This window comes from Actinoplanes sp. 13, from assembly GCF_056134165.1.
Genome location: NZ_JBVYOQ010000036.1, coordinates 23,355 through 35,919, shown reverse-complemented (window position 1 = coordinate 35,919; position 12,565 = coordinate 23,355). Strand labels below are relative to the sequence as shown.

At 71.3% G+C, this 12,565-nt stretch carries 9 protein-coding genes; 3 read left to right on the top strand and 6 right to left on the bottom strand.

Annotated elements, in window-relative coordinates:
• The first annotated feature begins 115 nt into the window (after window positions 1–115).
• Window positions 116–1,207, top strand: coding sequence for a hypothetical protein (locus AC0NH5_RS38390; protein ID WP_474412511.1), 1,092 nt, complete (start codon window positions 116–118; stop codon window positions 1,205–1,207).
• 254 nt (window positions 1,208–1,461) lie between these two features.
• Here the strand turns inward: AC0NH5_RS38390 and AC0NH5_RS38385 are convergent, their stop codons facing one another.
• Window positions 1,462–4,806, bottom strand: a complete 3,345-nt coding sequence (locus AC0NH5_RS38385) for a DUF4132 domain-containing protein (protein ID WP_474412509.1) — start codon at window positions 4,804–4,806, stop codon at window positions 1,462–1,464.
• Between the two features lie 72 nt (window positions 4,807–4,878).
• Here AC0NH5_RS38385 and AC0NH5_RS38380 point away from each other — a divergent pair, with 72 nt between their 5' ends.
• Complete coding sequence (locus AC0NH5_RS38380) at window positions 4,879–5,097, top strand: hypothetical protein (RefSeq protein WP_474412507.1); 219 nt, start codon at window positions 4,879–4,881, stop codon at window positions 5,095–5,097.
• Window positions 5,098–5,109: 12 nt separating this feature from the next.
• Here AC0NH5_RS38380 and AC0NH5_RS38375 read toward each other — a convergent pair whose 3' ends face one another.
• Window positions 5,110–6,534 carry a diguanylate cyclase gene (locus AC0NH5_RS38375; RefSeq protein ID WP_474412505.1) on the bottom strand — a complete coding sequence of 475 codons (1,425 nt, stop codon included), beginning with the start codon at window positions 6,532–6,534 and terminating at the stop codon, window positions 5,110–5,112.
• 293 nt (window positions 6,535–6,827) lie between these two features.
• Here AC0NH5_RS38375 and AC0NH5_RS38370 point away from each other — a divergent pair, with 293 nt between their 5' ends.
• Window positions 6,828–9,326, top strand: coding sequence for a DEAD/DEAH box helicase (locus tag AC0NH5_RS38370; protein WP_474412503.1), 2,499 nt, complete (start codon window positions 6,828–6,830; stop codon window positions 9,324–9,326).
• A 108-nt stretch (window positions 9,327–9,434) separates the two neighbouring features.
• Here the strand turns inward: AC0NH5_RS38370 and AC0NH5_RS38365 are convergent, their stop codons facing one another.
• The 4 genes from AC0NH5_RS38365 to AC0NH5_RS38350 form a co-directional block, all read right to left on the bottom strand.
• Window positions 9,435–9,611, bottom strand: a complete 177-nt coding sequence (locus AC0NH5_RS38365) for a DUF397 domain-containing protein (protein WP_474412501.1) — start codon at window positions 9,609–9,611, stop codon at window positions 9,435–9,437.
• Between the two features lie 88 nt (window positions 9,612–9,699).
• A complete protein-coding gene (locus AC0NH5_RS38360) occupies window positions 9,700–10,554 on the bottom strand; it encodes a hypothetical protein (protein WP_474412499.1) in 855 nt (284 codons plus the stop codon).
• Window positions 10,555–10,900: 346 nt separating this feature from the next.
• Window positions 10,901–11,407, bottom strand: coding sequence for a hypothetical protein (locus AC0NH5_RS38355; RefSeq protein WP_474412497.1), 507 nt, complete (start codon window positions 11,405–11,407; stop codon window positions 10,901–10,903).
• A gap of 435 nt (window positions 11,408–11,842) precedes the next feature.
• Window positions 11,843–12,469: a hypothetical protein gene (locus AC0NH5_RS38350; protein ID WP_474412495.1), complete on the bottom strand. Its 627-nt coding sequence runs from the start codon at window positions 12,467–12,469 to the stop codon at window positions 11,843–11,845.
• Between the last annotated feature and the right edge of the window lie 96 nt (window positions 12,470–12,565).

The window sequence follows — 12,565 nt, the reverse complement described above, 5'->3', positions numbered from 1 at the left end:
CCGCCGCATGATGCGCCCGCGCGAACCTGCTGCCCTGAGTTCGCCCGCCGTTCGCGTTCCCGTTCCCTTCCGGTGCCACCCTGAGGGCCGCTGATCACCGCGCCCGGAAGGCACCATGGCACGACGCGTTTTCCTCCACATCGGGGCGCCCAAGACCGGCAGCACCTACGTGCAGAACGTCCTCTGGCACAACCAAGGCGCCCTGCGCCGCGCCGGGATCCTGCTGCCCGGCAGCGCCCGCGAGCAGGACCAGGCGATGACCGACCTGCGCGCGGTGACCTGGCGCGACCCGGCCGCCACCTGGACCTGGGACCAGCTCGCCGCAAAAGCCGCCCGATGGCACGGCGACGTGATCGTCAGCAACGAGGCGCTCGGCGGCGCCACCCCGGAACAGGCCGCGCGCGCCGTCGACAGCATGCGCCCCGCCGAGGTGCACATCGTCGTGGCCACCCGCGACCTGTGGCGCACCTTCCCGTCGATGTGGCAGCAGAGCATCCGGTCCCGCAACATCTGGACGTTCGAGACGTTCCTGCGCTCCGTCGAACAGGGCAGGTTCGAGACGTTCTGGGAGATGCACACCGGCAACCGGATGCTGCGCCGCTGGGGCGACCTGGTCCCGGCCGCGCACCGGCACCTCGTCACGGTCCCGCCGCCCGGCGCCCCGCACGACACCCTGTGGAAGCGGTTCGCCGGCGTCCTCGGCATCCCCGACGGCCTCTGCGAGCTGCCGGACCCGAGCGCCAACACCTCACTCGGCGCCGCCGAGATCGAGGTCCTGCGCCGGGTCAACCAGGCGCTGGGCGACCGCTATCCGCACCGCACCCCGTACCAGCAGGTGGTCCAGCGGCACCTGGTCAACGCCGTCCTGCGCCGCGGCGGCAACGAGATCCGCTTCGGCGTCGGGCTGGACCGCGCCGAGTGGGTCCTGGACCTCGCCGACCAGCAGATCAAGGAACTCCGCGACTATCCCTGCCAGGTGGCCGGGGATCTGGAGGAGCTGCGGCCGGCCGGGATGAAGCAGGCGCCCACGCCGGACGAGCTCTCCGAGAGCCAGATCCTGGCGACCGCGATCGAGACGATCATCGGCATGGTCGGCCACGCGAACGAGCTGGGCGAACGCGCGGAGAACAGCTATCAGGAGCGGCTCCAGCGCCTGCGCAACCGCGCGACCGGCCGGGTGCGGCGAGGCCTGCGCCCGCGCGGCTGACCCACCCCACACCGCCGCTCACACCGCCCGCGCCGCCCGACCGCCCGCCCGAGCCTGCGTGTGAAGTTGCGCCCACCGGGCGACCCAAACTTCACACACCAGCACCACCGCAAGCCTGCGTGTGAAGTTACGCCCACCGGGCGACCCGAACTTCACACACCCGCACCACCGCGAGCTTGCGTGTGAAGTTGCGCCCACGGAGCGACCCGAACTTCACACGCAGGCACTGCAGTCGCCGCCCGCGCCGCTCGGTCTCAGCCGGTGAGTTCGCTCAGGTCGCGCAGCAGCTCGGACGCGGCGACCGGGTCGAGGCGGCTCAGCGGCACCCGCCCTTCCTCACCGGAGTTCCACCACCCGGCGGTGCCGTCGTGCAGATAGACCTCGGTGAGCTTCTGTTCGGCGTAGTAGGCGACGTCACCCACCGCGATGCCCGGCTCCAGCTCGACGGCGACCTCCAGCCCCGGACCGAGGCGCAACTCCAGGCGGCCCTGCATGCCGGCGTCCTGCGGCTCCTCGCGCTGCCAGCCGCGCTTCTCCAGACCGAGCAGCGTGGTGGTCGGCAGGACGAGGTTCTGGAAACGGTCGAGTTCGCTTCGTCGCGCCTCCTCCGGCGTGAGGGTGAAAACCTCGCGGCCGAGCTGCGGGAACGGCTGCACGATCTGGTAGTCGGCGAAGAGCCCGGCCCACCCGGGCAGCTCGTCGCCGAGATGCAGCGGGTGGGCGACGCCCACGGTCGCGTCGCCGGGCACGGTGGTCTCCTCGTCCTCCACCGAGGAACAGCTGCCGTCCTCGGCGACCCGGAAGGCCGTGGTCAACGCGCCGGCGTCGTCGTAGACACCCCAGACCAGGCGGCGCGCGAGGTGCGCGATCAGCGGGTGCCCGACGAAGAAGCGCCGGAAGTCCGTGCCGCTCCAGCGCCGGCCGGTGACCATCGCCCGTTCCAGCCGGCGGACCTGGTCGGTGGCGACCGTGCGGACGTCCTTGCGCAGGGCGGCGAACCGCTGGTGGGCCGCCGGCGCCAGCTCCGCGTCGTCGCGTGCGCCGGGTTTGGGCAGCGCCTTGAGCCGTTTGCCGGCCGCGTCGGTGACGACCGGCCGGAGCTGCTCGTCGAAACCGGCCACGAACTGACGCGGGCCGTAGTCGAGCCGTAGCCGGCCGTCGGCGTCCAGCTCGAAGTCGGGCACCAGCCGGTCGGCGAGCTGCTCGGGGGTGAGCCCGAGCGCGGCGGCGACCTCGGCGACCTTCTCCTGCGCGGCCGTCCGCAGGCCCTTGAACCTGGCGCGCCGGGCGATGCCGTGCAGGTGCATGAGGGCCACGTCGGTGCCGATCGTGGCCAGCACGTCGACGCCGGTGACGGCCTTGGTGTGGCCGCCCGCGCCGGGCCACACCAGGATCAGCGGGGTGAGGCGGCGCACCGTCTCGTCGTCACCGAACAGCCCCAGCGCCTCCAGCGCCCAGCTCTGTTTCGCCTCGGCGCCGGCCACCTGCCACTGGTGGAACAGGCCCCAGACGAACTCGGCGAGACCGGCCGGCTCACACGCCTGCCGCACCACTTCCACCCCCGCGTACGGACTGTCGAGCCGGGACAGCGCGAGCACGGTGACCAGGTGGCCGGCTGCCTCGGGCGGCAGCGCGCGGCCGTCGCGCAGGCGCACCGGTGGCAGCAGCGTCGGTGCCACCCACGCCGGGGTGGGCGGCAGTTTCGCGGGCAGCAGAGCCGGCGGATCGGTGGCGAGCAGCTGGTCGATCGCCGCGGCGGCCTGCGGTCCGTGAACCGCGGCGGCCGCCCGCACGGCGCCGGTGTGGCCGTTGGCGTGCAGGGCGACGAGCGCCTCCTCGGCCTGGCGCCGGGGGGCACCCGCTTCGCCCACGGCCGCCGGCAGCAACGCCCGGGCCGCTGCCGCGGGATGCCGCAACAGCCAGGCCAGGGCGGTCCGGCGCCGGCTCTTGACCCGGGCCAGCCAGCCGGCCGCCAGCACCGCGATCTCGGGTGACGCGAACGGCATCAGCAGCAGCGCCGCGTCGCCCGGGCCGCGCCGGGCCAGGTCGACGACGGCGGGCAGCGCCGTCACCTCGAAGCGGGCCGCGGCCACCCGCATCCAGGGCGCGGCGTGCCATGTCTGCTCGAACCGCCAGCCGGACAGCAGCAGGGGCCGGACGAGGTCGGCGGGCGCCTCGGCCAGGAACCGGTGAGCCTGGTTCCACGGGGCGTGGCCACCGGCGATCCGTTTGGCGACCTCCGCCCAGTCCGGCGGGCGCCCGGGCCGGGTCTGCGGGGCCTGCAACCAGGCCTCCCGCTCCCCCGGAAGCCATGCGACGACTGCCGGATCGGTGCAGGGCGGCACGGTGACGACGACCGGTTCGGCCGGCTCGGTGCGGTGTTGCCACGGCGGGTCGGCGAGCAGCGGGGGCAGCGCGGACACCGGTGCGATCTCGAGGCCGGCGGTCTCATCGAGGATCCGCCGGATCCGCGCGGCGGCCTCCGGCCCGAGCGCGGGCAGCACCCTGTCGACCAGGTCGGGGTGGGTCAGCACGTGCCCGCGCAGCAGGTCGGCGGCGGACTGCTTCGACGCTCTCTCGGCGAGGACACGCATCGCCCGGGCCGGGAATCGCCGGGCGGCCGTCAGCAGGGCCGGCCCGCCGAACTTGGTGTCGGCCCGGGCGACCAGGCCGCGCATCACGTCGTCACCGGGCAGCTCGGTCAGCACCGCGAGCAGCCGTTTCTGCGCGGCGGTGTCGAGCGGCCGGTCGAACCAGTGGAACAGGGCGGGTGCGGCGGCCGGGCCGGCACCGTCCACCAGCGTGGTCAGCACGGCCATCGAGGTGTGCACCATCCGGGTGCTGACGACCGGTGCCAACGCCTGCGCCTGCGCCCCGGTGCCGGCCGCCATGACCAGCGCGGCGGCGAGGTAGTCGTCGGCGTCGGCGACAGCGGCCGCCACGTCCTGCTCCACCCAGTCGGACCGGCCGGGGACCAGCAGGGAGGTGCCGGCCCGGGTGTAGGGGTGCGCCGCGCGCAACGGCTCCAGCGCCGCGACGACCTCGGCGTGCTGCTCCTCGGATGCCGAGGCGAGCGCCTCCCGGACGCGCAGCGCCATCAGCAACGGCAGGTCGACCTGCCACCCCGGTCGGCGCTCGCCGGGCGCCAGGCGGCGCACGCCCCGCTTCTCGTCACGGTTCAAACGGTACGAGGAGGGGGCGGCGTCGTTGATGATGATCATCGCCGTCAGCTCGACCGCGGTCTCGGCGGCGAACCACAGACCCCGCTCGGTGATCAACGTGTCGGCGGCGGCGACCAGCCGTGCCCGCCCGTACCAACTCGACGAGTCGGCGGCGGCGAGCGCGGCGGCCGCGCCGAGCGGCACCGCGCCGGGCGCCCCCGCCAGCCACGCCCACGCCGCGGCCCGGACCGGCTCCTCGGTCGTCGGCGCGACCAGGACCCGCTGCAACGGGTCGGGCTGGGCGGCGAGCTCGTGGTCGAGGACGGCGCGGGCACCCGGGTCCACCGCGAACGGCACGGCCCCGGCACTGCCGCGGCGGACGTGGCGGTGCTCCCGCCACGCCGCGGGGAAGACGAACCCGTCCTCGTCGATCTGCATGACCCGTCCCTCCGACGGCGAGAACGTTAGCGGTCCCCTCCGACAAGAACCCGGATCGGCGATGCTGGACACATGCCGGACGAGCGCCGAGTCGAGTGGCTCCTCAACGACCTGTGCATGAAGCTCGGCTTCTGTCTGCCCCCGGACGCCAAGCGCCGCCTGATCCTGGACCCGCCCGCCGACCCCGACGCGTTCACCGACGCCGTCCTCGCGGCAGAGGGCCTCGACGACCCCCGCGGCAGCGACCTGTGGCGCCAGGTCCGGGCCATGGTCACCCGTCACCGCCGGTGAGCGCCCGGGGGCCTAGCGCGACTCGGCCAGCACCCAGCGCCCGCGACCGCGCCGCTTTGCCTCGTACATGGCGTGGTCCGCGGTGCGCAGCATCTCGCCCTCGTGGGCCGCGACGTCCGAGCCGTACGCCGCGATGCCCACGCTGGCGCCGACGTCCAGCGTCGTGTCCTGGAACAGGATCGGGCGGGCCACGTCGGTGACGATCCGCTCGGCCAGCCGGATCGCCTCGGTCTCCGGCAGGTCCGGGCAGAGCAGGACGAACTCGTCGCCGCCGAGGCGGACCACCAGGTCGGTGCCGCGGACCGCGTCGGAGAGCCGCCGCGCCACGGTGGCCAGGACCAGGTCGCCGGCCTCGTGGCCGTGCTCGTCGTTGATCTTCTTGAAGCCGTCCAGGTCCAGGTAGAGCAGGGCGACCGCGCCCTGGGCACGCTGCATCTCGGCGCTGAGCACGGACCGGTTGGCGAGCCCGGTCAGCGGGTCGCGGCGGGCCTGCTCGGCGAGCGCGGCCTGCGCCTTCTCCTGCTCCCGGACCGCGATGGTGAACCGGGTGAGCACGAACGCCGTGCTCAGCGCGGTCGCCGCCAGCGCGACCAGGGCGTTGCGCTCGATGCCCGACTCGACGAGGGTGAGCGTCGGGGCGGCCAGGAACGCGAGGCCGAGGAAGAGCACCCGGGACGGGTGCAGCACGTTGGCGTGCGCGCCGGCCGTGGTCAGCTCGGAGTGGCGGGGGTGCAGGCACGCCGCAATGATCAATGCGTTGCCGAACATGATCAGCGGGCCGATCCGGGCCACCATCTCGTAGTCCAGGAAGTACGGCAGCACGTTGTAGGAGATGTCGATCGCCAGGTAGAGCAGGACGGCGCCGAGGACCAGCCGGGTCGGCGCGCCGCGGTCACCGGGCGACAGCGCGATGAACAGGATCGCGGCCAGCAGGACCACGTCGGCGATCGGGTAGAGCGCCGGCACGATCGTCTCGGTCAGCGAGTACCCGTCGTCGAGGGTCGGCATGATCAGGAACTGCCAGCTGGCCAGGCCCGCGGCGACGGTCAGCGTGAGCCCGTCGAGCACGGCGCTGCGCAGGCGCCCGGACGCCCGGCGGCGGGCCATCAACGTCAGCGCCGCCGCCATCAGCGGGTAACCGCTGAGCCACAGCGCGTCGGAGACGCCGACCGAGGGCACCTCTCCGGTCAGGTAGTAGTAAGCGCCCTCGACCGCGTCGCCGGCCATCCACAGCGTCTGCGCGGTCGCGATCAGCGCCCACGGCAGCCGGTCGGGGCCGGGCCCGAGCCGCCGGACGGCCAGCCAGGCCACCGTGCACAGCACGAGGTAGCCGCTGTAGTAGAGGACGTCACCGGCGACGGTGGCGTAGTTCGCGGCCATGACCGCGACAGCGGTCGCCGTGATGCCGAGGGAGAGCCAGATCCAGCGGGGTGCCATGTGCCGACAGTCGGCGGCCGCAGCGCCCAGCTGTGACAAACCCGCAGTGACCCGGGGCACACCGCGGTCAGCGAAACCCCGGCGCGCAACCGAACGGCAACCCGGCGCCCACCCTCGCCGCAACCGCCGCCGGGCAGATTGCCCAACAAGATCGAGACCTTCTGGGGGGTACGGCCATGCGCGCACGAATCGCAGCGACGCTCGCGGTGGTCGCCGCCGTCCTCAGCGTGGCCGGCAGCATCGCCGGTCCCCTGTACGCGGTGTTCGGCGCCAGCTGACAGACTTGGGGGATCATGACGCTGACCGATCGCCTGCCCGGCAACGCCGAACCCGACGCTGTCTTCGATGCCTTCCAGACCTGGGTGACGGAGCAGGGCCTCACCCTGTACCCGCATCAGGAGGAGGCGCTGATCGAGATCGCGACCGGCGCCAACGTCATCCTGAACACCCCCACCGGCTCCGGCAAGAGCCTGGTCGCCACCGGCGCGCACTTCGCCGCGCTGGCCTCCGAGCGGACCACCTTCTACACGGCGCCGATCAAAGCCCTGGTCAGCGAGAAGTTCTTCGCGCTCTGCGCGGTCTTCGGCGCGCAGAACGTCGGCATGCTGACCGGCGACGCCAACGTCAACGCGGACGCGCCGATCATCTGCTGCACCGCGGAGATCCTGGCGAACCTGGCGCTGCGCGAGGGCGCCGACGCCGACGTCGGCCAGGTGGTGATGGACGAGTTCCACTTCTATGCCGAGCCGGACCGCGGCTGGGCGTGGCAGGTGCCGCTGATCGAGCTGCCGCAGGCCCAGTTCATCCTGATGTCGGCGACGCTCGGCGACACCACCCGCTTCGTCGACGACCTGAGCCGCCGCACCGGCCGCGAGACCGCGGTGGTCAGCAGCGTGGACCGGCCGGTGCCGCTGCTCTTCGAGTACGCGATGACGCCGCTGCACGAGACCATCGAGGAGCTGCTGTCCACCAAGCAGTCGCCGGTCTACATCGTGCACTTCACCCAGGCCGCCGCCCTGGAACGCGCCCAGTCCCTGATGAGCATCAACATGTGTACCCGGGCGGAGAAGGACGCCATCGCCACCGCGATCGGCAACTTCCGGTTCACCGCCGGCTTCGGCCGCACCCTGTCCCGGCTGGTCCGGCACGGCATCGGCGTGCACCACGCCGGCATGCTGCCCAAATACCGGCGCCTGGTCGAGACGCTGGCGCAGGCCGGCCTGCTGAAGGTCATCTGCGGCACCGACACCCTCGGTGTCGGCATCAACGTGCCGATCCGCACGGTGCTGTTCACCGGCCTGTCGAAGTACGACGGCGTGAAGACCCGGCTGCTCAAGGCCCGCGAGTTCCACCAGATCGCCGGGCGGGCCGGCCGGGCCGGCTTCGACACCATCGGCACCGTCATCGTGCAGGCCCCCGAGCACGTGATCGACAACGAGCGGGCCCTGGCGAAGGCCGGCGACGACCCGAAGAAGCGGCGCAAGGTGGTCCGCAAGAAGCCGCCGGAGGGCACGATCGGGTGGGGCCGGCCCACCTTCGACCGTCTCGTCGAGGCCGACCCGGAGCCGCTGACCTCGTCGTTCCAGGTGTCGCACGCGATGCTGCTCAACGTCATGAACCGCAGCGGCGACCCCTATCAGGCGATGCGCCACCTGCTGCTGGACAACCACGAGGACCCCAACGCGCAGCGCCGGCACATCCGCCGGGCCATCGCGATCGCGCGGGCGCTGATCGCCGGCGGTGTCATCGAGCGGTTCACCACCGCGGACGGCTCACCGTCGTACCGCCTGGTCGAAGATCTTCAGCTTGATTTCGCTCTCAACCAGGCGCTGTCGCCGTTCGCCCTCGCCTCGCTGGAACTGCTCGACAGGGAGTCCCCGGAGTACCCGCTCGACGTCGTGTCGGTGATCGAGGCGACCCTCGAGGATCCCCGCCAGGTCGTCTCGGCGCAGCGCCAGAAGGCCCGCGGCGAGGCGGTCAACGCGATGAAGTCCGAGGGCATCGAGTACGAGGAGCGGATGCAGCTCCTGGAGGACGTCACCTGGCCGATGCCGCTGCGCGAGCTGCTGGAGGCCGCCTACGAGACGTACCGGCGCGGCCACCCGTGGGTCGCCGACTACGAGCTCAAACCGAAGTCCGTGGTCCGCGACATGTACGAGCGGGCGATGACCTTCACCGAGTACGTCTCGTTCTACGGCCTGTCCCGCTCGGAGGGCCTGGTGCTGCGGTACCTCGCCGACGCGTACCGCGCCCTGCGCCAGACCGTCCCCGAGGACGCCCGCACCGAGGAGCTCACCGACCTGATCGAGTGGCTCGGCGAACTGGTCCGCCAGGTCGACTCCAGCCTGCTGGACGAGTGGGCCCGGCTGCAGAACCCCGGCGAGGCCGTCGAGGAGGTCCGCCTCGACGACAAACCGCCGGCGGTCACCCGCAACGCCCGCGCCTTCCGGGTGCTGGTCCGCAACGCCATGTTCCGCCGCGTCGAGCTGGCCGCGCTGCGCCGCTGGGACCTGCTCGGCGAGATGGACGCCGAGCACGGCTGGACCGCGGAACGCTGGCAGAAGGCCATCACCGAGTACTTCGAGGAGTACGACTCACTGGGCACCGGGCCGGCGGCGCGCGGTCCGGCGTTCCTGCACATCGAGCAGGGGCCGACGGCGTGGACGGTGCGTCAGGTGTTCGAGGACCCCGAGGGCGACCACGACTGGGGTATCGACGCCACCGTCGACCTCGCCGAGTCCGACGAGGCCGGCACGGCGGCGATCACGGTGACGGCGGTCGGCCCGCACTGACGGCCGGGGCGTCTCGGGCGCGGCCGCACCTTCGCACGGCTGTGATTCTCCGGCGCGAGCCGTCGGGCCGGCCGGCCCGCCCTGAGGGCGGTGCCGGCCAGTCCCGCCTCACTTCGGCACTGGCGCCGACTGCAGCGTTCGGATGAAGGCGCGCCACGCCTCCAGGGAAAAGGACCGCACGATCTCCGGCCGCTGAGAGTTGCGCATCAGCACGTTCACGCCGTCGAAGTCGACCTCCACACATTGGTGGTCAATTTCGCATCGAGTGCTGCGCTTCCAGGCCATGGTGTTTCCCTTCGAAGACGAAAAGGGGCGGCGCCGGAACGTGAAGTTCCTGGCACCGCCCCTGACTCGGGTGGTGATGAGCAGCCGGTCAGGACGACAGCGGCTGGTGCTCCGGTGTAGCTGTGGGGGTGGGACTCGTGGTCTGCTCTACTGCGGGAGAAGACCTGACCGGCCTCGGCTTCTCCGGTGGCTGCGACCGCCCGGCGGGCACTGCCGACGGCTCCGAGCGGCCGGCGGGCTCGGCCTGCGGCTCCGCGGTGGGCCCGGTCGGGGCAAGTGACCCGGTCGGTTCGCCGGTACTGCTCGGGCTGCCCGGCGTGGGTGGGCCGGCAGGTTCGCTCGGCGCGGGTGACCCTGCTGCCTCGCCCGGATCCGCCGTTTGGCCCGGTTCGCCCAGGTCGATCGGGACGGGCGGCGGGGGGCCGGGCACGGGCACCACCGGTACGGCCTGCTCCACGCGGACCACCGTGCAGTCCTCCCGCCGATCGATGGTGCCGGCGATGTCCGGGACGACCGACAGCCTCGACCATTCACCGGCCGGGATACGGAACACCCGGGACCGCCCGGGTTCGAGGGCGACCCCCGCCGCCCTCTGGGCGCCGTCCATCGTGGACTTGATGATGCTCCACCGGCACGCCTCCTCCCTCGCCGCCGACCCGCTGGACCTCAGCGACACCAGCAGATCCTTCGCCCGGCTCGGACCGGCCAGATCGATCTGGAACTGCGGGCGGGCCGGCGGGGCGAACGCGATCACCGCCGGTACCTCCCGGCCGGCCGGCGGAGCGGCCCGGGGCAGCGCCGAGAAACGTGGGATGACCGGTTGCCGCTGGTCGCGGACCTGACTGGCGGTAATGCCGTCGCCGTTCGGCTTGGGCGGCAGCTGAGGGCTGATGATCATCCCCAGCCCGGCGGCGGCCGTGATTGCCAGCGTGCAGGCGGCCACAGACCAAAGCATGCGGGCCGCCGGCTGCACGCCACCAAATGGAGCCATTTCTGTGCGGGTGACTTCTAATGCGGTGTCCTCATCCGCTGACTCAGCATTGCCGCACCCCAAAAGGAATTGGTCGTCGGTGTCTCGCCAGAACAGGAGGTCTGCTTCGGCCTCGGCAAGTTCGCACCGTGCGGCGACCTTCAGACAGTCCCGGGCGATGAGGCGGTCTCCCCTGGCCAAGAGACGATGCGCGATCCGGTGTATTTCGATGCCCGCCTCGAGGTGGAGTATTTCAATCTCGGTTTCGGTCGACTCATCGCTATCCTCTGATTCGGACGCCAAATCCTGGAGGGTGGGCCTAGTCAATCTTCTCACGTTTCACCTTCCCGGGCTGCAAAGGATAGATTGCGCTGTGCGCTTCGGTCAGCAGCGAGGCTAGATAATCATCTGGAATGTCCAAGACAGCGCTCGTTTGTTTGGCTGTGAACGGCTGAAAGGTGAACAGCAGATAGGCCGACTGGCATAATTCGGGCAGCTCAGATAGCCTGCTATGGACGTCTCTGGGGCTGGCTTTCGCATGCCTTTTGAGCAACCATTGACGCGCTCGTGCACTCCTCTGGGGACAGGCGTACGCCATTTTCCACGGCGGTACGGTCACTTTCAGCGAAGAGTACTTGTAGGATTCGAGGCGCTTCTTCGTCAGAGACGCGAAGTCGCGGGCCGGGAATCGGCACACCGCCTCAGCAACGTACCTATCGACTTTTTCTCCGGGCGGCAACCGGGGTTCCAGGAAAGGCCGCAGGACTTCCCTGAGCCAACGCCTTGCGTCATCATCCGAGAACGCCCCCACCGATGCGACCTCCATGAATCTCTCTAAAGGAATAGAATCAAAAAAAATAGCCCGCTCCCAAAGGAGTCGGGCCAAGATGCATACGTTCGTATGGCGTCCGGCAACGAGTGCTGACACCTGCGGACGTGACGCATCCGTGGGTGGCAGATCTCGTGGGGCGATCGTGCGAGCTATGCCACTTCGTGGTTCGCGCGCTTTCGCGACAGCCTGACCTTAACAGAGGATCGCACACAAGTGGCGAAGACATCCAAATCGGTCACCGATCGGATGACCAGGTGGTCACCTGGGTCAGGCAACAGCTCGAACGTCACGGCAACGGGCCACCGAGCGAAGACCCGCGCATGCCTCGCCGGGACGTTACGCCGGCGGAGGTTCGTGCGCGGCTGTCCGGCGAAGATGGGGCGATGCGACGTGTCCGAGGCAGGCCGCCAGTGACGCCGTCCAGCGGCTTTACGGCGCCGGGTGTCCCGGGGGCAGCGGGATCTGCGGCTGCTGCGGGCCCGCGAGCTGCGGCGGCGGGTTGTAGCCCGGCGGCCACGGCGCCCGGAACAGCGTCGCGCAGATCGCCACGGTCGCCCACGGCACCCACGGTCCGCGCAGCAGGACCGGGTTCGCGCCTTCGAAGTGCAGGGCCACCGAGTAGTTCAGCGGGTCCGGCTCAATCATCAGCAGGGCCGGATAGTGGTACGACGTCCACTGCTCCGTCATCAGCAGGAGCCGCTGGTTCGTGACGATCGCCGGGAACCGCCCCCACGGCCGCCACTGCGGGCGGGAGGCCGCCTCGGCCTTCCTGCGGTTGTTGGAGTTGATCGCGGCGGAGGCGGCCAGCGTGGCGGCCGTGAACAGCAGCCCACCGGCCGCGAACATGCTGCTCGAGTACTCCACATCGGCGCCGCAGAAAACCTGGGCGTCGACCGGGAAGGCGCCGTACTGCTCCTCACCGGCCCGGCACATGATCGTCGGCGCGGTGCGGGTCGGCGCGCCGCCGGCCCGTACGTGCTCGATCAACATGCCCATCGACTGCCAGCCTGCCGCGACCTGCTCCGCCTCGTGCTGCTGGATCTGCCGTCTGTTCACCGGCGCTCCTTCCCGTCGGGCGCGACGATGCCACCCGCGGCGGCCCGGCAACAGACGTTGTCCACTGTAAGTGGCGAAGTCCGTCCATTCTGCTCA

Excerpts from the sequence above, each read along its gene's own strand:
- AC0NH5_RS38390 (WP_474412511.1), top strand. The coding sequence starts at position 116 with ATGGCACGACGCGTTTTCCTCCACATCGGGGCGCCCAAGACCGGCAGC.
- AC0NH5_RS38385 (WP_474412509.1), bottom strand. The coding sequence starts at position 4,806 with ATGCAGATCGACGAGGACGGGTTCGTCTTCCCCGCGGCGTGGCGGGAG.
- AC0NH5_RS38380 (WP_474412507.1), top strand. The coding sequence starts at position 4,879 with ATGCCGGACGAGCGCCGAGTCGAGTGGCTCCTCAACGACCTGTGCATG.
- AC0NH5_RS38375 (WP_474412505.1), bottom strand. The coding sequence starts at position 6,534 with ATGGCACCCCGCTGGATCTGGCTCTCCCTCGGCATCACGGCGACCGCT.
- AC0NH5_RS38370 (WP_474412503.1), top strand. The coding sequence starts at position 6,828 with ATGACGCTGACCGATCGCCTGCCCGGCAACGCCGAACCCGACGCTGTC.
- AC0NH5_RS38365 (WP_474412501.1), bottom strand. The coding sequence starts at position 9,611 with ATGGCCTGGAAGCGCAGCACTCGATGCGAAATTGACCACCAATGTGTG.
- AC0NH5_RS38355 (WP_474412497.1), bottom strand. The coding sequence starts at position 11,407 with ATGGAGGTCGCATCGGTGGGGGCGTTCTCGGATGATGACGCAAGGCGT.